Origin of the sequence: Kosakonia pseudosacchari, assembly GCF_900184035.1 — a bacterium.
Lineage (GTDB): Bacteria > Pseudomonadota > Gammaproteobacteria > Enterobacterales > Enterobacteriaceae > Kosakonia > Kosakonia pseudosacchari.
In genome coordinates, this window is record NZ_FXWP01000004.1 from 242,796 (window position 1) to 268,007 (window position 25,212).

The 25,212-nt window shown below is 43.8% G+C and carries 22 protein-coding genes; all 22 read left to right on the plus strand.

Translation table 11 applies throughout. The features are described from left to right. Nucleotides 1-13 precede the first annotated feature (13 nt). The 22 genes from wcaK to ugd all read left to right on the plus strand — a co-directional run bounded on the left by wcaK (nt 14) and on the right by ugd (nt 25,045). On the plus strand, nt 14-1,294 hold the full coding sequence (wcaK, locus tag BN2591_RS01125; RefSeq protein ID WP_086868357.1) for a colanic acid biosynthesis pyruvyl transferase WcaK: 1,281 nt from the start codon (nt 14-16) through the stop codon (nt 1,292-1,294). Further along, complete coding sequence (wcaL, locus tag BN2591_RS01130; protein WP_086868359.1) at nt 1,291-2,511, plus strand: colanic acid biosynthesis glycosyltransferase WcaL; 1,221 nt, start codon at nt 1,291-1,293, stop codon at nt 2,509-2,511. Before wcaK ends, wcaL begins: the two co-directional genes overlap by 4 nt. A 10-nt stretch (nt 2,512-2,521) precedes the next feature. Continuing rightward, nucleotides 2,522-3,937: a colanic acid biosynthesis protein WcaM gene (gene wcaM / locus BN2591_RS01135; RefSeq protein ID WP_086868361.1), complete on the plus strand. Its 1,416-nt coding sequence runs from the start codon at nt 2,522-2,524 to the stop codon at nt 3,935-3,937. Nucleotides 3,938-4,113: 176 nt separating this feature from the next. Next, nucleotides 4,114-5,013, plus strand: a complete 900-nt coding sequence (gene galF, locus BN2591_RS01140; RefSeq protein WP_086868363.1) for a GalU regulator GalF — start codon at nt 4,114-4,116, stop codon at nt 5,011-5,013. 222 nt (nt 5,014-5,235) lie between these two features. Next, nucleotides 5,236-5,832: a CatB-related O-acetyltransferase gene (locus BN2591_RS01145; RefSeq protein WP_086868365.1), complete on the plus strand. Its 597-nt coding sequence runs from the start codon at nt 5,236-5,238 to the stop codon at nt 5,830-5,832. Then, nucleotides 5,825-7,054, plus strand: coding sequence for a polysaccharide biosynthesis protein (locus tag BN2591_RS01150; RefSeq protein ID WP_143468226.1), 1,230 nt, complete (start codon nt 5,825-5,827; stop codon nt 7,052-7,054). Before BN2591_RS01145 ends, BN2591_RS01150 begins: the two co-directional genes overlap by 8 nt. Then, nucleotides 7,051-8,238 carry an O-antigen ligase family protein gene (locus BN2591_RS01155; protein ID WP_086868369.1) on the plus strand — a complete coding sequence of 396 codons (1,188 nt, stop codon included), beginning with the start codon at nt 7,051-7,053 and terminating at the stop codon, nt 8,236-8,238. Before BN2591_RS01150 ends, BN2591_RS01155 begins: the two co-directional genes overlap by 4 nt. Beyond that, nucleotides 8,229-8,966: a glycosyltransferase gene (locus tag BN2591_RS01160; RefSeq protein ID WP_086868371.1), complete on the plus strand. Its 738-nt coding sequence runs from the start codon at nt 8,229-8,231 to the stop codon at nt 8,964-8,966. The genes BN2591_RS01155 and BN2591_RS01160 overlap by 10 nt, the downstream gene beginning before the upstream one ends. Before the next feature lie 16 nt (nt 8,967-8,982). Continuing rightward, nucleotides 8,983-9,873 carry a hypothetical protein gene (locus BN2591_RS01165; RefSeq protein WP_086868373.1) on the plus strand — a complete coding sequence of 297 codons (891 nt, stop codon included), beginning with the start codon at nt 8,983-8,985 and terminating at the stop codon, nt 9,871-9,873. Next, entirely contained in the window at nt 9,861-10,952 is a 1,092-nt protein-coding gene (locus tag BN2591_RS01170) for a glycosyltransferase family 4 protein (protein ID WP_086868375.1), read from the plus strand. Before BN2591_RS01165 ends, BN2591_RS01170 begins: the two co-directional genes overlap by 13 nt. A 5-nt stretch (nt 10,953-10,957) precedes the next feature. Then, nucleotides 10,958-12,025 (plus strand): glycosyltransferase family 4 protein, encoded by a 1,068-nt coding sequence (locus BN2591_RS01175; protein ID WP_086868377.1) that lies wholly within the window; start codon nt 10,958-10,960, stop codon nt 12,023-12,025. After that, nucleotides 12,022-13,140, plus strand: coding sequence for a GDP-mannose 4,6-dehydratase (gene gmd, locus BN2591_RS01180; RefSeq protein WP_086868379.1), 1,119 nt, complete (start codon nt 12,022-12,024; stop codon nt 13,138-13,140). The genes BN2591_RS01175 and gmd overlap by 4 nt, the downstream gene beginning before the upstream one ends. A 4-nt stretch (nt 13,141-13,144) precedes the next feature. Beyond that, on the plus strand, nt 13,145-14,110 hold the full coding sequence (gene fcl / locus BN2591_RS01185) for a GDP-L-fucose synthase (protein ID WP_086868381.1): 966 nt from the start codon (nt 13,145-13,147) through the stop codon (nt 14,108-14,110). Between the two features lie 437 nt (nt 14,111-14,547). Continuing rightward, nucleotides 14,548-15,954 carry a mannose-1-phosphate guanylyltransferase/mannose-6-phosphate isomerase gene (locus BN2591_RS01190; RefSeq protein WP_086868383.1) on the plus strand — a complete coding sequence of 469 codons (1,407 nt, stop codon included), beginning with the start codon at nt 14,548-14,550 and terminating at the stop codon, nt 15,952-15,954. After that, nucleotides 15,954-16,700: a glycosyltransferase family 2 protein gene (locus tag BN2591_RS01195; protein ID WP_086868385.1), complete on the plus strand. Its 747-nt coding sequence runs from the start codon at nt 15,954-15,956 to the stop codon at nt 16,698-16,700. Before BN2591_RS01190 ends, BN2591_RS01195 begins: the two co-directional genes overlap by 1 nt. A gap of 5 nt (nt 16,701-16,705) precedes the next feature. Further along, nucleotides 16,706-18,124, plus strand: coding sequence for a phosphomannomutase (locus BN2591_RS01200; RefSeq protein WP_086868412.1), 1,419 nt, complete (start codon nt 16,706-16,708; stop codon nt 18,122-18,124). 387 nt (nt 18,125-18,511) lie between these two features. Next, entirely contained in the window at nt 18,512-19,588 is a 1,077-nt protein-coding gene (gene rfbB / locus BN2591_RS01205) for a dTDP-glucose 4,6-dehydratase (protein WP_086868387.1), read from the plus strand. Further along, complete coding sequence (rfbD, locus tag BN2591_RS01210; RefSeq protein ID WP_086868388.1) at nt 19,588-20,490, plus strand: dTDP-4-dehydrorhamnose reductase; 903 nt, start codon at nt 19,588-19,590, stop codon at nt 20,488-20,490. The genes rfbB and rfbD overlap by 1 nt, the downstream gene beginning before the upstream one ends. A gap of 45 nt (nt 20,491-20,535) precedes the next feature. Then, entirely contained in the window at nt 20,536-21,417 is an 882-nt protein-coding gene (gene rfbA, locus BN2591_RS01215; RefSeq protein ID WP_086868390.1) for a glucose-1-phosphate thymidylyltransferase RfbA, read from the plus strand. Next, a complete protein-coding gene (gene rfbC, locus BN2591_RS01220) occupies nt 21,417-21,971 on the plus strand; it encodes a dTDP-4-dehydrorhamnose 3,5-epimerase (RefSeq protein ID WP_086868392.1) in 555 nt (184 codons plus the stop codon). The genes rfbA and rfbC overlap by 1 nt, the downstream gene beginning before the upstream one ends. 234 nt (nt 21,972-22,205) lie before the next feature. Further along, nucleotides 22,206-23,612: an NADP-dependent phosphogluconate dehydrogenase gene (gene gndA / locus BN2591_RS01225; protein ID WP_086868394.1), complete on the plus strand. Its 1,407-nt coding sequence runs from the start codon at nt 22,206-22,208 to the stop codon at nt 23,610-23,612. Between the two features lie 266 nt (nt 23,613-23,878). Continuing rightward, nucleotides 23,879-25,045: a UDP-glucose 6-dehydrogenase gene (gene ugd, locus BN2591_RS01230; RefSeq protein ID WP_086868396.1), complete on the plus strand. Its 1,167-nt coding sequence runs from the start codon at nt 23,879-23,881 to the stop codon at nt 25,043-25,045. Nucleotides 25,046-25,212: the final 167 nt, after the last annotated feature.

Genomic DNA, 25,212 nt, shown 5'->3' on the forward strand with positions numbered 1-25,212 from the left:
TTATGAGGTCGTTATGAAATTATTGATCCTTGGCAATCACACATGCGGCAACCGTGGTGACAGCGCTATTTTACGTGGATTGCTGGATGCGATTGCCCTGATTGAGCCTGAGGCAGAGGTGGATGTGATGAGCCGCTATCCGGTGAGCTCATCCTGGTTACTCAACCGTCCGGTAATGGGCGACCCGCTCTATAGCCAGATGAAAGAGCAGAACAATGCCGCCGGCCTGATGGGGCGTGTGAAGAAAGTGCTGCGCCGCCGTTACCAGCACCAGGTGCTGCTTTCCAGAGTGACGGATACCGGTAAGCTGCGCAATATCGCTATTGCGCAAGGGTTTACCGATTTTGTCCGCCGTCTGGCGGACTATGACGCGATTATTCAGGTCGGCGGCTCGTTCTTTGTCGATCTGTATGGTGTGCCGCAGTTTGAGCACGCGCTGTGTACGTTTATGGCGAAAAAACCGATCTACATGATTGGTCACAGCGTGGGACCGTTCCAGAACGAGGCGTTTAACCAACTGGCGAATTATGTCTTTGGCCATTGCGATGCGCTGATCCTGCGCGAAACCGTAAGTCTCAATTTGATGAAGCAAAGCGACATCACCACCAGCAAAGTGGAGCAGGGCGTTGATACCGCCTGGCTGGTGGATCACCATCAGCACGATTTTGTTGCCAGCTATGCGGTGCAGCACTGGCTTGACCTGGCGGCGAAAGAGAAAACCGTGGCGATCACGCTGCGTGAACTGGCGCCGTTTGATAAACGACTGAACACCACCCAACAGGCCTATGAACAGGCTTTTGCCGAGGTGGTCAACCGGATCATTGACGCGGGTTATCAGGTGATTGCCCTCTCTACCTGTACCGGTATCGACAGCTATAACAAAGATGACCGCATGGTGGCGCTCAATCTGCGCCAGTATGTTAGCGATCCGTCGCGCTACCACGTGGTGATGGATGAGCTGAACGATCTGGAGATGGGTAAGATCCTCGGCGCGTGTGATTTAACGGTGGGTACGCGCCTGCACTCGGCGATTATCTCGATGAACTTCGGTACGCCGGCGATTGCTATCAACTATGAACACAAGTCGGCAGGCATTATGCAGCAACTCGGGATGCCGGAAATGGCGGTAGACATTCGCCATCTGCTGGATGGTTCTCTGGCGGCGATGGCGGCTGACACGCTGGGGCAGTTGCCTGCGATTAACCAGCGTCTGGCAACGGCGGTGGCGGCGGAACGCGAGCATGGCATGAAGATGGTCAAATCGGTGCTTGATCGCGTACAGGGGGTGAAATGAAAGTCAGCTTCTTTTTGCTGAAGTTTCCCTTATCTTCCGAAACCTTTGTGCTCAACCAGATCGTTGCCTTTATCAATATGGGTTTTGAGGTTGAGATTGTCGCCCTGCATAAGGGCGATATGAACAATACCCATGCGGCGTATACCGAGTACCGGCTGGCAGAAAAAACGCACTGGCTGCTGGCCGAGCCGGAAGGGAAGATGGCAAAACTGAGCTATCGCGGGCAGGCGATAGCGCGGGGGATCTGGAAATCCTCCACCTGGAAAGCGTTGAATATGTCGCGCTATGGTGACGAAGCACGCAATCTGATCCTGCCTGCCATTTGCGGCCTCGCGCCGCGCACGTTCAGCGCCGATGTCTTTATCGCCCACTTTGGCCCGGCAGGCGTTACCGCCGCAAAACTGCGGGAGCTGGGCGTACTCAAGGGCAAAATCGCCACCGTGTTCCACGGCATTGATATCTCTCACCGCGACGTGTTGAACCACTACACGCCTGAGTATCAGCAACTTTTCCAGCGTGGCGATCTGATGTTGCCGATTAGCGATTTATGGGCCGGCAGACTGAAAAACATGGGTTGCCCGGAGACCAAAATCGCCGTGTCGCGCATGGGGGTTGATATGGCCCGCTTCAGCCTGCGCTCGGTTAAAAGCCCCGGTAGTCCACTGCAAATCATCTCTGTGGCGCGTCTGACCGAGAAAAAAGGGTTGCACGTCGCCATTGAAGCGTGCCGTTTGTTAAAAGAACGCGGCGTGGATTTCAAATATCGCATCCTTGGTATTGGCCCGTGGGAACGGCGCTTACGCACGCTTATCGAACAATTCCAGCTGGAAGATGTGATTGAAATGCCGGGCTTTAAACCCAGCCATGAAGTGAAAGCACTGCTCGATGAAGCCGATGTCTTTTTGCTGCCGTCGGTGACCGGCGCGGATGGGGATATGGAAGGCATTCCGGTTGCGCTGATGGAGGCGATGGCAGTGGGGATCCCGGTAGTTTCAACCGTTCACAGCGGCATTCCGGAGTTGATCGATGCCGGGCAGTCCGGCTGGCTGGTGCCGGAAAATGATGCCGAAGCGCTGGCGCAGCGACTGGCTGCTTTCGGTGATATGGAGAGCCGTGATTTAACGCCGGTGGTGACGCGGGCGCGCGAAAAAGTCGAGAACGACTTCAACCAGAAAATCATCAACCAGCAACTTGCCAGTCTGTTGCAGACGCTTTAACAGAGGTTTTATGACCGTGAAGAAAACAGCAACTGCGCTCTCGCGACGCACCTTCCTGGCCGCCGGTTCCGCGCTGGCGGCGCTTCCATTGCTACATATTCCCACAGCCCGCGCGTTGGGACGTAACGACACGGTCAGTATCAATGATTACAACCGCAATGACTGGCCCGCGGCGTTTAAACAGGCCTTTGCTGACGGGCAAACCGTGGAAGTCCCCGCAGGGATGGTCTGCGACAATATTAACACCGGTATTTTTATTCCCGCTGGCAAAACGCTGCTGGTGCGCGGCGCGCTGAAAGGTAACGGGCGCGGGCGCTTTGTGTTGCAGGACGGTAGCCGGGTGGTGGGGGAGAAGGGCGGCAATTTCTATAACATCACGCTGGATGTTCGCGGTTCAGACTGCGAAATCAAAGGTGTGAGCATGAGTGGCTTTGGCCCGGTGATGCAGATCTATATTGGCGGTAAAGAGTCGCGCACGATGCGCAACCTGGTCATTGATAACATCACGGTGAGCAAAGCGAACTATGGCATTTTACGCCAGGGTTTCCACAATGAACTCGACGGCGTGCGGATCACTAATGGTCATTTCAGCGACTTACAAGGTGATGCCATCGAATGGAATGTGGCTATCAATGACCGCAACATCCTGATTTCCGATCACGTGATTGATAACATTAACTGCACCAACGGGAAGATTAACTGGGGCATTGGTATTGGGCTGGCGGGCAGTACCTATGACAATAACTACCCTGAAGATCAAGCCGTTAAAAACTTTGTCGTGGCGAATATTACCGGCAGTAACTGCCGCCAGTTAGTGCATGTGGAAAACGGTAAACATTTTATTATTCGCAACGTTAAAGCGAAAAACATCACCCCGGATTTCAGTAAAAAGGCCGGGATAGATAATGCAACTGTCGCGATTTACGGCTGTGATAATTTCGTCATTGATAATGTTTCAATGGTCAACAGCGCCGGGATGCTGATTGGTTATGGTGTTATCAAAGGCGATTATTTGTCGATCCCGCAGAATTTCAAACTCAACGATATCCAGCAGGACAACAGCAGCAGCAAATATAAGCTGCGCGGTATCCAGATATCGTCCGGTAATGCCACGTCGTTTGTGGCTATCACAAATGTGAAAATGCAGAGTGCGACGCTGGAGCTGCACAATAAACCGCAACATCTTTTCCTGCGTAATATCAACGTGACGCAACAGGCGGCCAACGGCCCGGCACTGAAGCTGAACTTCGATTTACGCAAAGATGTCCGCGGGCGTTTTATGGCGAAACAGGACACCTTGCTGTCATTGGCGAATATTCACGCAGTCAATGAAAATGGGCAAAGTTCAGTCGATATCGACAGAGTCGATCAGCATGTGGTGAATGTCGATAATTTGAACTTCCGTTTACCAGCGAAGCGGCTCTGAGCGCGGGAAATGGCCTTTTACGATAAATCCTGGTGATTTAGCACCTGGGTTAGGTTTACATCTACTGCCTTGCAGGGACATTAGGCGTAACATCTTTCACTTTCCTCGCTGCAACGCACTGGCGAAAACAGGTTAAAGGTTTATAATTCATCCAATTATTACAGGTGGAAGAAATAATGGTTAATTTGAAAGCAGTTATTCCGGTAGCCGGTCTGGGAATGCATATGCTCCCGGCCACGAAAGCGATTCCAAAAGAGATGCTACCGATCGTCGACAAGCCGATGATTCAGTACATCGTCGACGAAGTTGTTGCTGCAGGGATCAAAGAAATCGTTCTGGTGACTCACTCGTCCAAAAACGCGGTGGAAAACCACTTCGACACCTCCTACGAACTTGAAGCGCTGCTTGAACAGCGTGTTAAACGCCAGTTGCTGGCGGAAGTGCAGTCTATTTGTCCGCCAGGCGTGACGATTATGAACGTGCGTCAGGCGCAGCCGCTGGGGTTGGGCCACTCAATTCTTTGCGCGCGCCCGATCGTTGGCGACAACCCGTTTGTCGTTGTGCTGCCGGATATCGTGCTGGATACGGCAACGGCCGATCCGCTGCGTTACAACCTCGCGGCGATGGTGGCACGCTTTGCTGAGACTGGCCGTAGCCAGGTGCTGGCAAAACGCATGAAAGGCGATCTCTCTGAATATTCCGTGATCCAGACCAAAGAGCCGCTGGACACAGAAGGTAAAGTCAGCCGCATTGTGCAGTTTATTGAAAAACCGGATCAGCCGCAGACGCTGGATTCCGACCTGATGGCAGTGGGGCGCTATGTACTTTCTGCCGATATCTGGGCGGAACTGGAAAAAACCGAGCCGGGTGCCTGGGGGCGTATCCAATTGACCGATGCGATTGCTCAACTTGCGGAAAAACAGTCTGTTGATGCGATGTTGATGACCGGCGACAGCTATGACTGCGGTAAGAAAATGGGGTACATGCAGGCCTTTGTGAACTACGGTCTACGTAACCTGAAAGAAGGTCAGAAATTCCGCGAAAGTATTAAGAAATTGCTCCGGGATAGAGGTTAATATTAGGGGCTGGTTTTGTTATGAAATAAGTTGATATAATATCGGCGATTTTGAATTTTTTCCTCGAATTCATTATTGCCGTTTTTTGTTTGATGAAAGAACGTACAATGTATCCTAACTGAAGAGGGCATCGTCCGCGTCAGTATAGGAAGAAGTCTCGGTAGATTCTGGTAATCTGTAAGCCAGGGGCGGTAGCGTGGACAATTCACATTTAAGTAAATTATGAAAGCTTTCTTCAAAGCATTATTCCTAAAAGTTAAAGGTTATAATATACACTACAGTGCGAAAATACATCCTGGAGTCTCTCTCTCGAAAAAAAGCGTTATAAATTCTCATGTTTCTATGATTTATTGCAGTATAGATGATTATAGTTATATATCTAATTATAGTTCAGTTCGTGATGTCTCTATAGGTAAATTTTGCTCTATTGGTCGCCATGTCAAAATCGGTTTGGGAGGTCATCCGACACATTTATTATCAACAAGTCCATTTATTTATAAAAAATTTTTTTTGGGGTACGTTGGATTATCATTAAAAAACCTTGAAATTCAAGAATATAAGAAGACAGTGATCGGTAATGATGTTTGGATTGGTGATAATGTTATTATTCCGGGAGGAATTACTGTTGGAGATGGAGTTATTATTGCCACGGGGGCTGTTGTAACACGGGATCTCGAACCATACGGTATTTATGCCGGAATCCCTGCAAAAAAAATTGGCCAACGTAAAATTATAGAGAAATATAAAAGTCTAATTGGGACTGCATGGTGGGATTTAAGCGATGATGAAATTAGAGAATTAATAAATAACAATGAATAAAGATCTTACCTATAGTTTTTTTTATGGCATATTAGCACGAAGCGCGACATTATTATATCAAGTCGTTTCAGTTCCTTTGGTGATTGCATTACTAGGAAATGAAGGCTTCAATAAACTTAATGTGCTCACGGCTGGTGTTTCATGGATGTTCAGCCTTGGTGGTGCATTATTGCCTACTGTTGTAGGAGATATTTCTCGAGCAACAATAAATAAAGAAAAAAATAGAATTAACAGCTGTATTTTTACCGCAATGGCTTTGCTTGTTGGTTTTGCTTTGATTGTAACTCTTTTAATGGCGCCAATTTTGATAAAAGCAAGTAAAGAGTATGTTTTAGTATATTTGTTAAGTTTATTTACATTTGTATTTTCCATTGCTGAAAATTATAGGATCGCTGTGCAGGAAAATTATAAAAATAATATTTTTATTTTTTTTTCCAACTTAATACCTGTATTGATTATCTTCGCAATGTATTCTGAGAAATACAATCCTAGTATTATTGAAATGATATTTTTAAATATCGGCTGCGTGCTGTTTTTTAAGAGTGTCAATTTCTTGTTTGTAATAAAAAAAATACGCTTCAGTACGGAGTACTTCGATAGAAGCTATTCATTGAAAGTAATAAAACAATCATATTATTTTATCTTACTGTCTTTATCCTTCTACTTAAATACTGGCGGTGTATTAACTGTTATCAATAAATTAAGCGGTGAATATATTTCAGCATTTGTTGTTTTGCAAAAATTGTCGCTTACTTTAATGGGTGTTGTTGTTATGCTGCGTAATCCTTTGTGGGCTAAGATTGCAGGTGATATGCACTTAGGTAAAGGCAAAGAAATTGCGGGACAATATTCTAAAATACTTAGGTGGTATTTATATTGTACGCCTATTATTATCTTAGTCGGTATTTATCTAGTGCCAGTCACTATTTATTATTGGTCTGGGAAAACAATTATTATTGAAAGTTGGGTTAGTTTTACGTTTGCTTTATATGTAACTTTGCAGGTCATAGCCTATATAAACTCGATAGTTTACTATGGATGTGAATTATTTAAAGAAGTATCGATAGTCCTACTGGCAGAGTCTTTATTAAATATTATGATGCTGACTATTTTAACGAAATTTAATGGTGGACTGGAGTATGTATTCGCGCTAATGTCATTAACGACAGCTATTTCCGGTTTGATAATTAATCGGATAATAATGCGTAGGATAATAAAATGACAGGTTTCGGAAACAGTATAAATCATAGTTCAAAGTACGTTTCTAACCAGCCGCCTAAAAAAGTAAAGATAATTGCTTTTTATCTGGCATTCTATATTTTTGGTTATGTATTATTTGCGTTAGCGTCGGAATTAACAAAAATTGATGCTCTGACCCAAATATATAGAGGTTTGTGTTTATTCTTATCTGTAGTATGTCTTTTAATTTCTTCACAACGATTGAAATATTGCTCTTATCAGAGTGCATTGATTATCTTTCAGTTTGCATATTTTATTTTGATTTTGAAATATTTTGCTTCAGGATTTCAGCATGAATCGCTTACATTAGAGCATTATATAAATAATGTCATTTTTTTTACTTTATTGCCAACGAGTTTTTTTTGTTTTGATATTAACGATACCATACTTTACACTTTCAGGAAATATTCTATCTCTTTTGGAATAATAATAGTTTTTCTGGTAGCTGTCTGTTGGTACTTAGGGTTAGAGTCCGATTATCGCTTATCATTCGAAAAAATAAATCCAATATCGCTTTGTCAGTATCTTTGTCTGCTGATTATTATATATATATGGGATAAGGGTGTCTCTTTGACATCAATGATATTTATAATAATATGTTTGCCAATAATAATCGCTACGGGATCAAGAGGTCCGATAGTTGCGCTTTTTGCTGCATTCTTAGGGTTTCTGCTGTTTAATTTAACTTTTAAATATAAAATAATTATTTCAACCGTTGTCACAATATGCGTAGGAATGATAATCTATTTTTACAATACACTTATAATTTATTTACCAATATTGAGTCGGTTTAATTTTTCAACCGATGAAGCCAATCTGTCTTTATCTATTCGTTACGGTCAATATACATCGGCTTTGCAAATTTTTGAGGATAACGTTTTTTTTGGGGGAGGGCTGGTTGAGAATTATATGCATTATTACCCTCACAATATAATTCTTGAGGTTTTAATGAGCGGGGGGGTGCTATTATTTATTCCTTTCCTTTTTCTTTCACTGGTGTTTTTCTTTCATTGGTTTTTTTTGCCTGATAAAAACCGAAATCAAAATTATATTCTAATAATGGTATCAATGGTGTTTTTCTCATATATGTTTTCTTCATCTTTAGCGACGATGGGATTACTATATTTTTTAATAATTATGGTTACTAGGTATAAAAAATGTTCTTGATTATAACCATCACTATGAACAATTTAGCAGGGTTAGCCAGGACAATAGACTCAGTTGAGAAACAAGATATATGCAGAAAGCGTTATCGATTAATCGTGATTGATGGTTGTTCAACTGATGGAACGAAGGAATACTTACGCTATAAAAAACAACAAGATTCCATAGATGAATATGTTTCCGAAAAAGATACCGGTGTATATAATGCAATGAACAAAGGAATTGCACTTTCAAAACCGGCTGACGAATACGTGTTGTTTCTTAACGCTGGTGATTCCTTTTGTAATAGCAGTGTCTTAAGTGAAACTGAAAGATTTATATCAAGTGATAACAAAAAAAGCCTCGTTTACTATGGAGATAAATTAGACAGCGGTGGCAATATTAATAAAGCATATTATCCATCAAGTCTTACATTAGGGATCATAAACGCGTGCCATCAATCTTATTTTTATAAATTGCTTAATATATATTATGATGAAAATTATCGATTATTTTCCGACTACGATTTTACTTGCAAATATTACAAGGTAATGCCTTTTACTTATTTAGGATTTCCTGTGTCTATTTATGAGGACTTTGGTTTGTCTAGCCATCATTCGTGGAAAACCAAAAAAGAAATATACATTATTAACTTGAAGCATTTTGGGTTGATAAATTTTTGTAAATTCATATTTGTTAAGGTTCTGTCGGCCTTAGGCATTTCACATAAGCACTTCATGAAGAAGCACTAAACTTTCGGGAACTATTTTGAACATACCAGTATTCATTGTCCATGAAGGTAACCAGGGTTACCTTGAGAATTCTATTTCTTTATGCTCTCAGTATCACCCTGTTATCTTAGTTGGTGACACTACAAATAAATATATGGCTGAAAACTGGATCGCATGTGAACAAATTGTATCCGAACCGCTCGAGGATTTTGAGCGTAGTTATATTCATATGTCAACAAACTCAGAGTTTTTTGAAAAAATTTGCTTTCGAAGATACTTTTATATGTACCAAATAGCCAAGCAATATAATTATGAAAAATTTATACACATTGACTCTGATGTCATGCTTTTGAATAAGCTGCCAGACTTATTAGAAAATAGTAGTAAAATGGCAGCTTTTTTTGTACCGAAAAACCAAAAGAAATATCAATTCACCGCCTCGCCACATGTGAGTTACTGGACCTTGGCGGGGCTAGGTCATTTTATAAAATTCATCCTGGATACATACAATTTTAATATCAATAACTTACAGGATAAATTTATGTATCACAAGCAAATGAATATGCCAGGCGGTGTATGTGATATGACTTTACTTTATCTTTTTTACTTAAAAAACCAATCTAAAATATTAAATCTTTTTGACGTTCATTCATGTTATATTGATTACAATATTAATCAAAACAACTCATCCTATAAAAATGGAAAAGTACAAGAATATTTTTACTTTAAAGTTTTTAACAGGAAAGGCAATCAGTTATGGTTTAAAACACGAAATGGGCATGTTGAATGTATAGCGTTACATTTACAGGGAAAAGCTAAATTATTTAGTAGTAGCATAGTTAACGGGCAATTCGCCCGCTTGTTTTTTTCTGTTTCGATGTTGAAAATAATTCGTAGGCTGAGAGAAATAATTCTATGCAGAGGTTAATATTCATTCAACCAGCTATTGCTAGCTACAGACAGGCTTTTTATAAAGGATTGGCTAAAAATTTCAAAGTAGAAGTTTATGCATGTAAAAAAGACTTCTTGAATGTTAAATCAATAACGCTTGATGAACATGTAATTCAGCATTATAGCCCTGGGTTTATAAGCTTCTTCCGCAAAAAAATATTTTGGCATATGAATTTGCCTTTGATTAAATGTGCGAAAAAAAATGACGTAGTCATATTAAATGGAAATCCGCGAATTATAAATTATATGCTACTGTTAATTATTTGCCGATTAAGACGAATAAAAGTAATTTGGTGGGGGCATGGTTGGTCTTCAGGTAGTTACGGTGTGCTTGCGAAATTTAGACTGAGAATCATGTGCTTAGCTAACCTAATTTTACTTTATACTGATCGTGAATGTGAAATGGTTAAGCATGTTAAAACATATGCTCTTAATAATGGTCTTGATTCAAATAGTATTAAAAATGAAATAAAGAAACATTCGGCAAATATCGTTCGTGATCCAAACCTAATTAAATTAATTTTTGTTGGTCGGTTAACCCCAAAAGCAAATATATTATTTCTAATTAAAGCACTAAAATACACACCGGGAAATATACATCTTGATATTGTCGGTGATGGTGAGATGAAAGAACAGATCGACAGGGCGATAGCGGACAATGGACTGCGACCTCGCGTTCGTTTGCTAGGCGCTTTGTTCGATGAATCTAGTTTGGCGAAAATAATGATGTCTTCGGATGCTTTTGTTTACCCTGGCGCAGTTGGATTAAGTTTGATACATGCTTTCAATTATGGCCTTCCTGCTATTATACATGATGATGAAAGATATCACATGCCAGAATTTTCGGCTTTTAAAAACAAGGTAAATGGATTCTCTTACAAAAGAGGAAGTCAGGAATCTCTAATTAAAACCCTTACGGAATTCGCGAGTCTTCCTCAGACTGAGCGAGATGCAATTTCTTTAAAAGCGATGAAAACGATTCAGTATACATATAATACAGACGACATGGTAAAAAGAATGACAAATATTATAGAGCATCTTACTTCGAAGGGGTGATTTTAATGAATGTTATTGTGGATGGGATTGTATATTCGTTGCAAAAACATGGCGGTATTTCAGTATATTTCAATGAGTTGATTAAAAATATTTGTTTTTTTAGTGATATCGATCTAAATTTAATATTATATCCGAACAATAGTCACGCTCTTAAAGAAATTGATCTTTTTAATGTGAGTTGCACTAAATATCGCAGTCGTTTTTTGGAGCGATATCGGAATGTTAGTTTCTCCAATATGCAAAATAACAAAAAGAGTATTTTTCACTCAAGTTATTATCGCATAGGTTGCGCGAGAAATTTATTGAACGTCACAACAGTTCATGATTTTATATATGAAAAATATTTTAGAGGATATAAAAAAAGTATTCATGCATGGCAAAAAAGACACGCTGTGCTTCACTCAGATTACATAATATGTGTTTCAGAGAACACCCGGAACGATCTGCTTAATTTTTATCCCGAGGTTGACCCTTCCAAAATCCAAGTAATCTATAATGGTGTGGGTGAGCATTTTCATTTATTAAAAGATGATTCAAAAAAAAAGCAAAAGAATGATTATGTCATTTATATTGGGAGTCGCTATGGATATAAAAATTTCGAAACGGCAGTGACGTCTGTATCCCTTGATGAATGTTTGCAGTTATACATTATTGGTGGTGGAGAGTTGAATGCTTTCGAAGTTGATTTATTGAATAAAAAACTTCCGCAAAGATATAAATTTTTAGGATTTACTAATGATAGTGCGTTGAATGAATTGTATAATAATGCCTTTTGTTTACTATATCCTTCATTATATGAAGGGTTTGGTATTCCTGCACTTGAGGCAATGAAGGCTGGCTGCCCTGTAATAGCGATGGATTCTTCATCAATACCTGAAGTTTGTGGAAATGCAGCCATCCTTGTTAAGGAAAATAGTCCGGAAGCCTTTAGCTTAGCTTTGAATAAACTCAAAAAAGGTAATTTCAGAAAAGATTTAATTGAAAAAGCATTGCTACACGCTGAAAATTTTTCATGGAATAAAATGGCTAATGAAACTATTAGCTTATATAAAAGACTGTTGGAGGTAGAATGAAAAAAGCACTTATTACTGGTATAACTGGTCAAGACGGTTCATACCTTGCTGAATTATTATTAAAAAATAATTATGAAGTGCATGGAATTAAACGACGTTCTTCGCTATTCAACACAGAAAGGGTTGATCATATCTATCAAGATAGACATGAAGAGAATCCCAATTTCTTTCTACATTATGGTGACCTTACTGACACCTCAAATCTTGTCAGACTGATACAGGAGATTCGGCCTGATGAAGTCTATAATTTAGGCGCCCAGTCGCACGTCGCTGTTTCCTTTGAATCGCCTGAATATACAGCTGATGTTGATGCAATGGGGACATTACGTTTGCTAGAAGCTATCCGAATTGCCAGGCTGGAAAAGCATACGCGTTTCTATCAGGCTTCAACTTCAGAACTTTATGGTCTCGTTCAAGAAATTCCGCAGCGTGAGACTACGCCATTTTATCCGCGCTCTCCTTATGCGGTAGCTAAGCTTTATGCTTATTGGATCACTGTCAATTATCGTGAATCTTATGGCATGTATGCCTGTAACGGCATTCTGTTTAATCATGAATCACCACGCCGTGGTGAGACTTTTGTTACACGAAAAATTACCCGTGCGATTGCGAATATCGCGCTGGGTATAGAGAGCTGCCTCTATTTAGGCAATATGGATTCTTTGCGTGACTGGGGCCATGCAAAAGATTATGTTCGCATGCAATGGATGATGTTGCAGCAAGAGCAACCAGAGGATTTTGTTATCGCTACGGGCAACCAAATTTCCGTGCGCGAGTTTGTTCGTATGTCGGCGAAAGAAGTTGGTCTTGAGCTTGAGTTTACAGGGGAAGGGCGCGATGAAATCGCCACAGTTATTGGAAAAACTTCGGAATGTGCAACTGGTGTAAGCATTGGCGATGTTATTGTTCGCGTTGACCCGCGCTATTTCCGCCCAGCAGAAGTCGAAACATTGCTAGGAGATCCTACTAAAGCGAAAGAAAAATTAGGCTGGGTACCGGAAATTACCGTCGAAGAGATGTGCAAAGAGATGGTTGCAGGCGATCTTGCTAAAGCCAGACAGCATGCACTACTTAAGAGTCATGGTTATGATGTTGCGGTCTCATTGGAGCACTGAGTAGATGAGCAAAAAACGCATTTACGTAGCTGGTCACCGCGGTATGGTTGGCTCCGCTATTTGCCGCGAATTACAAACGCGAAAAGATGTAGAATTAGTCGTTAAAACACGTCAACAGCTTGATTTAACATCGCAACAGGACGTCCAGAACTTTTTCAAAGAGAACCAAATTGATCAAGTTTATCTGGCTGCGGCGAAAGTTGGCGGAATTCATGCGAATAATACTTATCCGGCGGAATTCATTTATCAGAATTTGATTATTGAAAGCAATATTGTCCACTCAGCGCATTTGGCCGGAGTGCAAAAACTTTTGTTCCTTGGTTCCAGCTGCATCTATCCGAAACATGCTGAACAGCCTATGTCTGAAAATGCCTTGTTGACAGGGATCCTGGAAGCAACCAATGAGCCCTATGCCATTGCAAAAATTGCTGGGATCAAGCTATGTGAATCCTATAATCGGCAATATGGTCGGGACTATCGCAGCGTAATGCCAACAAACCTTTATGGCATGAATGATAATTTCCACCCGGATAATTCACATGTCATTCCTGCACTACTGCGTCGCTTCCATGAAGCCAAAGAAAACAGCTCACCAGAGGTTGTTGTCTGGGGTACCGGAAAGCCGATGCGCGAATTCTTATATGTTGACGATATGGCTGCGGCATCCATTCATGTAATGGAATTAGATGATGAAATATATCAGTCTAAAACGCAGCCTATGCTTTCGCATATCAATGTTGGAACAGGTGTCGACTGCTCGATAAGAGAAATGGCTGAAACAATGGCAACAGTGGTTGGCTATAAAGGCAATATTGTTTTTGATGCGACAAAACCAGACGGTACACCTCGTAAACTGATGGATGTAAGTCGACTTAAAGGTCTCGGCTGGGAGTATCGCTATACTCTTCACGAAGGTTTAAAACTCACCTACGCGTGGTATCTGGAGAACCTCAATGCTTTCAGAGGCTAAAATGGATCAAGATGGGAGCGAGGCTTGTTTGAAACTTTTGTTGCAAATACGGCATTAACACACTAGATTCCATCATAAGTAATCAAGAAGGTAAGGCGTTGCTAGTGCAGCGCCACAATTCGCCCGGCTCAAAATTGCTTTTTTGTATCAGGCGATCGTCTCTTCATAAAATATGCTTTTCTCGTATAAGTCATGAATAACTTGACCAGGAATCGGATATCAACTCGCTCATGTTAATTGAGTTTTCGGACGTCATTTTATAATGACAATTTCCGGATGGAGATTTCACAACACATTATTTGTTCGTACGAAAAGGACAACACTTTCCTTGCTGCTGGACCAACGTATTGATTTTTATTAATTTAATGTGGGCGGTTTACTGTACACTCCTTTAGTGCATCGTTATACGAAAACTATTTTTTACCAAGGTAATACATATGTTACTTCCCGTCGTAATGGCCGGTGGTTCCGGTACAAGGCTTTGGCCGCTTTCACGCACGCTATATCCCAAGCAATTTCTGTCATTGAATACCTGCCAGACGATGCTCCAGGAGACTCTACGCCGTCTCGATGGTGTAGATCATCAACCTGCCCTCATCATTTGTAATGAATCGCATCGCTTCATTGTTGCAGAGCAACTTCGTAAAGCTGAGCTGCAACATAGCGGGATAATACTTGAGCCAGACGGAAAAAATACAGCACCGGCTGTGGCTTTGGCTGCTCTCCAGGCGCAAATTATCAGTCATGATCCTATCATGCTGGTACTTGCTGCCGATCATGAAATACAAGATCAAAACAGATTCATAGCGGCAGTGAAGGAGGCTGAGAAGTTTGCCAGTGAAGGTAAGCTGGTTACATTTGGCATTGTTCCCACTTCACCTGAAACTGGATATGGCTATATTCGGATGGGCGAACGGCTTGATGGTGAAGGATATAAAGTTGCAGCGTTTGTAGAGAAACCCAATTTTGCCGTTGCGAGTGAGTATCTTGCAGATGGACATTATTTGTGGAACAGCGGGATGTTTATGTTCAAGGCATCGGCATTCCTCGCTGAATTACAGAAATTCCGCCCGGATATTCTTACTGCTTGTGAGCAATCTCTTGTTGCCTCAACGCGCGATCTGGATTTTATTCGCATTGATAGCCAACAGTTCAGTGGATGTCCTGAAGAATCTATAGACTATGCGGTAATGGAGAAAACAGCGGAAGCGGTTGTTGTTCCGCTTGATGCACAATGGAGTGACGTGGGCTCATGGTCTGCACTCTGGGATATCACACCAAAAGATGAAAATCATAATGCTATCCGTGGGGATGTTCTTACGGAAGATGCTTCTGGAAGTTACATTTATTCTCAACATCGGTTGATTGGTGTTGTCGGCGTGAAAGACCTGATCGTTGTTGAAACAAAAGATGCCGTACTTGTTGCGCATAAAGAAAAAGTTCAGCAGGTTAAAAATATAGTTGCGCAGCTTAAAAAAGAAAATCGCCCAGAATACCTTCAACATCGGGAAATCTTTCGTCCTTGGGGTAGCCACGATACCATCGCAGAAGGCCAGCGTTATCAAGTAAAACATGTGATTGTACAACCGGGACAACTAACTGCGAAACAAATCCACTATCATCGCACCGAGCATTGGGTTGTTGTATCCGGCACGGCAAAGGTTCACCTTGAAGATAAAACATATTTAGTTAGTGAAAATGAATCAACATACATACCCGTTGGTGTGCCACACGCGATTGAAAATCCAGGAAAAATCCCTCTTGAGATCATAGAAGTTCGTTCCGGTGTATATTTAGCAGAAGATGATGTTGTCCGCGTTTCATCCACTGGGGTTGGTTATTAATGCGAATTTCTATCATTACAGCAACATACAATAGTGAAAAAACCCTCCTTGATACGCTTACATCGCTGGAAAATCAAAGCTATCCTAATATTGAATACATTATTGTTGATGGTGCATCTAAAGATGCAACCGTCGAACTCATTAAAAAGCATTGCAGTAAGATTTCCAAAATCATTTGTGAACCTGATAAAGGCATTTATGATGCTTTGAATAAAGGCATCAATGCTGCGACAGGGGATGTTATTGGCTTTTTACATTCAGACGATTTACTTGCTTATAACGATGCGTTAGCTGATATCGCTGAAACATTCGAAAAAACAGGTTGTGACGCGGTCTATGGCGATTTGGAGTATGTGTCTAAGCATGATACCGACAAGCGTATCAGATTATGGAAAAGTGGAATTTTTAGTCGCATAAAAATGCAATTAGGCTGGATGCCTCCGCACCCTTCATTCTATATGAAACGTACTTGTTATCTGGAGTATGGTAACTTTTCTCTCGATTATCGTATTTCCGCTGATTATGATTCGGTGCTTCGTTATATTCTTCTACAACGTATCGCCATCGCCTATTTGCCAAAAATCCTCGTCAAAATGCGTGTGGGTGGTATTAGCAACCGATCTTTATCATCAATGATTGCTAAATCACGTGAAGACATTCATGTCATGAAAAAGTATCGCATAATATGGCCTTTGGCGTTGGCTTACAAAAATCTTTCGAAGATTCCTCAATTTATTAAGAAATGATGTATATGTTGAATTCAAATCGTGTGATAAGTGAGAGTGGCATCGCTTTTGGAACGAGTGGTGCAAGAGGTCTGGTAGGTGATTTTACACAGAATGTTTGTGCAGCATTCGCGCATGCCTTTTTGGATGTTATTAGCAAAAAATATCGTTTTACTACCGTTGCCATTGCGATAGACAATCGTCCCAGTAGTTATAAAATTGCCCAGGCATGCGCATTGGCTGCTAAACAGCACGGTTTTTGGGTCGAATTTCATGGTGTTATCCCGACACCTGCACTCGCTTTCTATTCAATGCAGCACTCAATTCCTTGCATTATGGTCACAGGAAGCCATATACCGTTTGATCGTAATGGGCTAAAGTTCTACCGCCCTGATGGTGAAATCACCAAAGAAGACGAAAAGGCTATTTTGCAGAGTTCATTTGCATTTTCGCCTCTAAGTCAACTTCCTAAGCTAGAAGTCACCTTCGCAGGATCAGATGCCTACATTAAGCGATACACTTCGTTGTTCAGTGCCTCGTTATTGGCTGGAAAGCGTATTGGTATTTATGAACATTCCAGTGCGGGCCGTGATATCTACGCATCGTTATTTCGAGAACTTGGTGCTGAGGTAGTTTCACTTGGGCGCAGCGATCACTTTGTACCAATTGATACAGAAGCAGTTAGTGAGGAAGATCGCTTAATGGCCAGGCGCTGGTCGAATGAATATCAACTCGATGCCATTTTTTCAACTGACGGGGATGGCGATCGTCCACTCGTAGCAGATGAAACGGGAAATTGGCTACGTGGGGATATTCTGGGGCTACTCGCGGCGACTGCACTGAAAATAGAAGCTGTAGCTATTCCGGTGAGCTGCAATACAGCTATTGATTTATCAAAGAAATTTAAGTCAGTAGAGCATACTAAAATTGGTTCTCCTTATGTCATTGCTGCGTTTGATACATTAAATAAAAGCTATTCCTCTGTTGCCGGGTTTGAAGCTAATGGGGGCTTCTTATTAGCTTCAAATATTAACGTCAATGGTGTCAAATTGGCAGCCTTACCTACAAGGGACGCGATCTTGCCAGCACTAATGTTGTTAGTTTTGGCGACCCAAGAAAAGATTTCAACCCTCGTCGGAAAATTACCACGGCGCTTTACATGGTCCGATAGATTGAAAGATTTTCCGAGTAGCCAGAGCCAGGAAATCATCACTAATGCGATGACATCACCGCAAACTTTTCTATCTCAGCTTGGATTGGCTTCATCGAGTTGTGTAAATGTTGATAACACCGATGGTGCAAGATTCACGCTTACTGATGGGAATATTATCCACTTACGGCCATCAGGCAATGCGCCAGAATTACGATGCTATACCGAGGCGGAAAGTGAAGAGCAAGCAAAAATGCTTGTTAAGCTCGTCCTGCAAAAATTAACGTCGCTATAACCTGATTGTTGTGCATTTTCCGGCGTGAATGGGCATCATAATGTTTAGCCTCTGTCACGCCTTTTAACTTCTTTGATTTTTAAAATATTTTCCTCTCTATAACCCCTCCTGGTACTTCTCGCATTCAGATTATAAAAATCCGCAAGAAAAGAGTAAGAAACTATCGCTAATCAACCCTTTGATGTTTGCGAAAAGAGTGTACGTTTAAGGAATCTTTTCCAGCTGCTTCTTCGGCGATTTAGTATCTGAGTGGTTATACTTTTGCCATTTGCAGTGACTTGCACTGGCTCCATAGGTACTGAGTGTACTTCTGCCTTACGCACAACCTTTGCTGCTGTGATGATAAGCAAGTTATGTACTTCTTCATTAATAAACGGAATTGATAACGTGAAAATTCTAGTTACAGGTGGCGCCGGTTTTATCGGTTCAGCGATTATCCGGCACATTATTAAGCACACCCTCGACGCCGTGGTAAATGTTGATAAATTAACCTATGCCGGAAATCTCGAATCCCTCACCGGGGTTTCTGACAATGACCGTTACGCTTTTGAACACGCTGATATTTGCAATGCCGCAGAAATGGCCCGCATTTTCGCAGAGCATAAACCGGACGCGGTAATGCACCTTGCAGCGGAGAGCCATGTTGACCGCTCTATCTCAGGCCCGGCGGCATTTATTGAAACCAACATAGTCGGTACTTATGTCTTGCTTGAAGCGGCCCGCAATTATTGGTCAGCTCTACCAGACGACGCGAAAAAGGCTTTCCGTTTTCACCATATTTCTACGGATGAAGTCTACGGTGATTTGCCGCATCCGGACGAGCATCCCCTGGCGCTGCCACTATTTACAGAAACAACGGCTTACGCGCCAAGCAGTCCCTATTCCGCATCGAAAGCGTCCAGCGATCACCTTGTCCGCGCCTGGCTGCGAACATACGGTCTGCCAACCATCGTGACCAACTGTTCCAACAACTACGGACCTTATCATTTCCCGGAAAAGCTGATCCCGCTGGTTATCCTGAATGCGCTGGAAGGCAAAGCGCTGCCCGTTTATGGCAAAGGCGACCAAATTCGCGATTGGCTTTATGTGGAGGATCATGCGCGAGCGCTATATACCGTGGTGACTAAAGGTGTTGTTGGTGAAACCTACAATATCGGCGGCTATAACGAAAAACAGAACCTTGAGGTTGTACATACTATTTGCGATCTACTCGATGAAATTGTGCCAAAAGCCGTTTCCTATCGGTCGCAAATCACGTATATCGCCGATCGTCCCGGGCATGACAGACGCTATGCGATTGATGCCAGTAAAATCGGTCGTGAATTGGGCTGGAAACCAATAGAAACATTCGAGTCCGGCATCCGTAAAACCGTGCAGTGGTATCTGGATAACCCGCGCTGGGTCGAAAATGTAAAAAGCGGCGCGTATAAAACCTGGATTGAACAAAATTATGAGAAACGCTGATGAACATTTTATTGTTCGGTAAGAACGGGCAGGTCGGCTGGGAGTTGCAGCGTGCTTTGGCCCCGCTTGGCAACTTGATTGCCATCGATGTGGATTCTGCCGAATATTGTGGCGATTTCAGTGACCCTGAGGGCGTAGCAGGGACAGTTCGCCGCCTGCGCCCGGATGTGATTGTCAACGCGGCAGCGCACACTGCCGTGGATAAAGCCGAATCCGAACATGACTTTGCTCATTTGCTTAATGCAACCAGCGTGGAGGCGATTGCCCACGAAGCCGCCACACTGAACGCGTGGGTTGTCCACTACTCGACAGACTATGTTTTTCCGGGAACGGGCGATCGCCCTTGGCATGAAAACGATGAAACCGGGCCGCTGAACGTCTACGGTGAAACTAAACTGGCCGGTGAGAAAGCCCTGCAACAGCTTTGCCCAAAGCATCTGATTTTTCGTACTAGTTGGGTTTATGCGGGCAAAGGGAATAACTTTGCGAAGACGATGCTTCGACTCGCGCAGGAGCGCACCGAACTTTCCGTCATTAACGATCAGGTTGGAGCGCCAACGGGCGCGGAGTTATTGGCCGATTGTACAGCGCATGCCATTCGCGTTGCGATACATCAGCCTGAAGTAGCCGGGATTTACCACCTTGTTGCATCAGGAAGCACTACCTGGTACGGCTACGCTAAGCTGATATTTGCAGAAGCGACAAAAGCCGGTATTCCACTGGCTATCAAGACGTTAAATGCTGTTGATACGCATAATTATCCCACCGCGGCGAGGCGTCCGTTGAATTCCAGACTGGATACAACGAAATTCCAGTCGACATTCAATCTGGTTTTGCCAGCATGGGAAAAAGGCGTAAAACGTGTACTTAATGAGTGGTTTAGCGCCTCGACCGCCAAATAAAAATTCTAACGCATGAATATTGACGCTTCTGCAAGCGGAGAAAAAATGACAACACGTAAAGGTATTATTCTTGCGGGAGGATCCGGGACCCGGCTTTATCCCGTTACGATGGCAGTGAGTAAACAGTTGTTGCCCATCTACGACAAACCGATGATTTACTATCCACTCTCGGTACTGATGCTGGCGGGTATTCGTGACATCCTCATTATCAGCACCCCACAGGATACACATCGCTTTGAGCAGCTTCTTGGCGATGGTAGCCAGTGGGGACTGACTCTGCACTACAAAGTGCAGCAGAATCCGGACGGGCTGGCGCAGGCATTTATTATTGGTGAAGAGTTTATCGGCAGCGACAATTGTGCGCTGGTGTTGGGTGACAATATTTTCTACGGGCATGACTTGCCCCGACAACTGCAAGAAGCGGTACGTAAAGAGAGCGGTGCGACCGTTTTCGCCTACCATGTAAACGATCCAGAACGTTATGGCGTGGTAGAATTTGACAGTAACGGCACAGCCATTTCTTTGGAAGAGAAACCCCGCGAACCGAGGAGTAATTACGCTGTTACCGGGCTCTACTTTTACGATAACCGTGTTGTCGCGATGGCGAAAAGTCTCACCCCATCCGCACGTGGTGAGCTGGAAATTACCGATATCAACAGCCTCTATTTGCAGCAAGGCGAGCTCTCAGTCGCGATGATGGGACGTGGTTATGCTTGGCTGGATACGGGGACTCACCAGAGCATGATCGAAGCGAGTAATTTTATTGCCACCATCGAACAGCGTCAGGGGCTCAAAGTCTCCTGCCCGGAAGAAATTGCCTATCGCAAAGGCTTTATTAATGCAGCACAGGTCAAAAAGCTTGCCGAGCCGCTGTCGAAAAATGCGTATGGACAGTACCTGCTTAAGATACTCAAAGGTGCTGAGTAATGAATGTTATTAAAACTGCCCTTCCCGATGTATTGCTGTTTGAACCTAAGGTTTTTGGTGACGATCGCGGTTTTTTTTACGAAAGTTTTAACCAAAAACTTTTCGAGGAGGCAACCGGCGTTACTGCAGAATTTGTGCAGGATAACCACTCAAGATCGAAGAAAAATGTATTGAGAGGACTTCATCTTCAGCAGGAGCCTTTTGCCCAAGGCAAGTTAGTTCGTTGTGTTCAGGGCACAGTGTTTGATGTTGCGGTCGATTTACGTCCCGGCTCTGCCAGCTTTGGTCAATGGATTGGCGCTGAGCTTTCGGCTGATAATAGACATCAAGTATGGATCCCGAAGGGGTTCGCTCATGGGTTTTATGTACTGAGTGAAACGGCTGAAGTGATTTATAAATGTGTGGGCTATTATGCCCCACAAGCAGAACTTTCTCTGCGCTGGGATGACGAAGACGTCAACATTGTATGGCCGATCCCGGCAATGCAGCTTCCTTTGCTATCGCCCAAAGACGCGGAAGCATTGAGACTTAAAGACATACTGAAAATCAAATAGTTAATGAATATTTCTTGCCGCTAACATCCCCATTTTGTACCAGCAAACTTCTTAAAAGCCAGACAATCTGGGGTCTGTACATCAGATGAATCACCAGCGTTGCGAGTGCTAATCAGGCGTTCGCGCCTATGAGCGCATCAAACGCTATCCTCTTTTGTCTATCCTGAGTTAACATCTAGGCCACATTTCAAGCCGCGCACAAGCAGCGGTGACCAAACCTGACAGGAGTATGTAATGTCCAAGCAACAAATCGGCGTTGTTGGTATGGCAGTGATGGGGCGCAACCTGGCGCTCAACATTGAGAGCCGTGGCTACACCGTTTCAGTTTTCAACCGCTCACGCGAAAAAACCGAAGAAGTGATTGCCGAAAACCCGGGCAAAAAGCTAGTTCCTTACTACACCGTACAAGAATTTGTCGAATCTCTGGAAACCCCGCGCCGCATCCTGTTGATGGTTAAAGCGGGGACAGGCACCGATGCTGCTATCGACTCCCTCAAGCCATATCTCGATAAAGGCGACATCATTATTGATGGCGGCAATACTTTCTTCCAGGACACCATTCGTCGTAATCGCGAACTTTCTGAAGAAGGGTTCAACTTCATCGGCACCGGCGTTTCCGGTGGTGAAGAAGGCGCGCTGAAAGGCCCATCAATTATGCCTGGCGGTCAAAAAGAAGCCTACGACCTGGTTGCTCCGATCCTGACCAAAATTGCTGCAGTGGCGGAAGATGGCGAACCTTGCGTGACATATATTGGTCCGGACGGCGCGGGCCACTACGTTAAAATGGTGCACAACGGCATCGAATATGGTGACATGCAGTTAATCGCTGAAGCGTATGCGTTGTTGAAAGGCGGCCTGAATCTCTCTAATGAAGAGCTGGCGAAAACCTTCAGTGAGTGGAACGCTGGCGAGCTGAGCAGCTATCTTATCGACATCACCAAAGATATCTTCACTAAGAAAGATGAAGAAGGTAAATATCTGGTTGATGTGATCCTCGACGAAGCGGCGAATAAAGGCACCGGCAAATGGACAAGCCAAAGTTCGCTGGATCTCGGTGAGCCACTGTCGCTGATTACCGAATCCGTGTTTGCGCGCTATATCTCTTCCCTGAAAGAGCAGCGTGTTGCCGCGTCTAAGGTGCTATCCGGTCCGCAGGCGAAACCGGCGGGTGATAAAGCTGAATTTATCGAGAAAGTACGCCGTGCGCTGTACCTCGGTAAAATTGTTTCCTATGCACAGGGCTTCTCTCAGTTGCGTGCTGCTTCTGACGAGCACAACTGGAATCTGAATTACGGCGAAATCGCGAAGATCTTCCGCGCTGGCTGTATCATTCGTGCGCAGTTCCTGCAGAAAATCACCGACGCTTATGCCGAGACCCCGGCTATTGCAAACCTGCTGCTGGCACCGTACTTCAAGAAAATTGCGGATGACTACCAGCAGGCGCTGCGTGATGTAGTGGCTTATGCCGTGCAGAATGGTATTCCGGTACCGACCTTCTCTGCAGCGGTGGCATACTACGACAGCTACCGTTCTGCGGTACTGCCAGCGAACCTGATCCAGGCTCAACGTGATTATTTCGGCGCGCACACGTATAAGCGCACCGATAAAGACGGCGTGTTCCATACCGAGTGGCTGGATTAATCTGATAATCACCCCTCTGGTTTACTCGGGCCCGGTTGCTAAAGCCGGGCTTTTTTTTGCTTTAGCCGCCGTTTTTTCGGGCAGTCATATTCATTTTGTCGATTATTGGCCGCTAAACCATACGTAAACGTCGCTGTTGACGGCAGATTGTCGCCTTGACAGTCCCTCAACAGAAGAGGTAAAAACCCCAACAGTTATTGATATTAAGCGGGTGGCGACGGGATCGTCATCTCCGGTTTCATACACTCACAAAAGTTGCTTATCGAATGAAAATAACAATCTCCGGAACAGGTTACGTTGGACTATCAAACGGGATTCTGATTGCGCAGAACCATGAAGTGGTGGCGCTGGATATCGTTCAGTCCAAAGTAGATATGCTTAATCAGAAGATCTCTCCCATTGTCGATAAGGAGATCCAGGAGTATTTGCAGAATAAGCCGCTGAACTTCCGCGCGACGACGGACAAACTCGAGGCCTATCGCGGAGCAGATTTCGTCATCATTGCCACGCCGACGGATTACGATCCGAAAACGAACTACTTCAACACCAGCAGCGTGGAATCAGTGATCCGCGATGTTAATGAGATCAACCCGCAAGCTGTGATGATCATTAAATCCACCATTCCGGTGGGCTTTACCCAATCCATCCGTGAAAAATACGGCATTGATAACGTTATCTTTTCACCGGAATTCCTGCGCGAAGGTAAAGCGCTGTACGATAACCTGCACCCGTCGCGTATCGTTATCGGCGAACGCTCCGAACGTGCCGAGCGTTTTGCGGCGTTGCTGCAGGAAGGGGCTATCAAAAAAGATATTCGCGTGCTGTTCACTGACTCCACGGAAGCCGAAGCGATTAAACTGTTCGCCAACACTTATCTGGCGATGCGCGTGGCGTACTTCAACGAACTGGATAGCTATGCAGAAAGCCTGGGGCTGAACAGCCGTCAAATTATCGAAGGCGTATGTCTTGATCCGCGTATTGGCAATCATTACAACAACCCGTCGTTTGGCTATGGTGGCTACTGCTTGCCGAAAGATACCAAACAACTGCTGGCCAACTACCAGTCGGTACCGAATAATATTATTTCGGCGATTGTAGATGCTAACCGTACACGCAAAGACTTTATTGCAGATTCCATCCTCGCGCGTAAACCGAAGGTGGTGGGCGTTTATCGTCTGATCATGAAGAGCGGTTCCGATAACTTCCGCGCCTCTTCGATTCAGGGCATCATGAAGCGTATTAAGGCGAAGGGCGTGCAGGTCATCATTTATGAACCGGTGATGCAGGAAGATGAATTCTTCCACTCCCGCGTGGTACGCGATCTGGACGCGTTCAAAAAGGAAGCGGATGTCATTATCTCCAACCGTATGGCGCAAGAACTGGCGGATGTGGAAGACAAAGTTTATACCCGTGATTTATTCGGTAATGACTAATTGTTATTGCAGAAGCAGATAGTAAAACGGCCCGTCAGGGCTGAGGGATCCCCAGAAACATCATTAATACACCATGATGATGTTTCGATAGACCCTCGCTATATCGGCGTATACCCTGTCGGGGTTCATCCCCGACAGGAGCCCCGGCGACTGCCGGATGACATTTT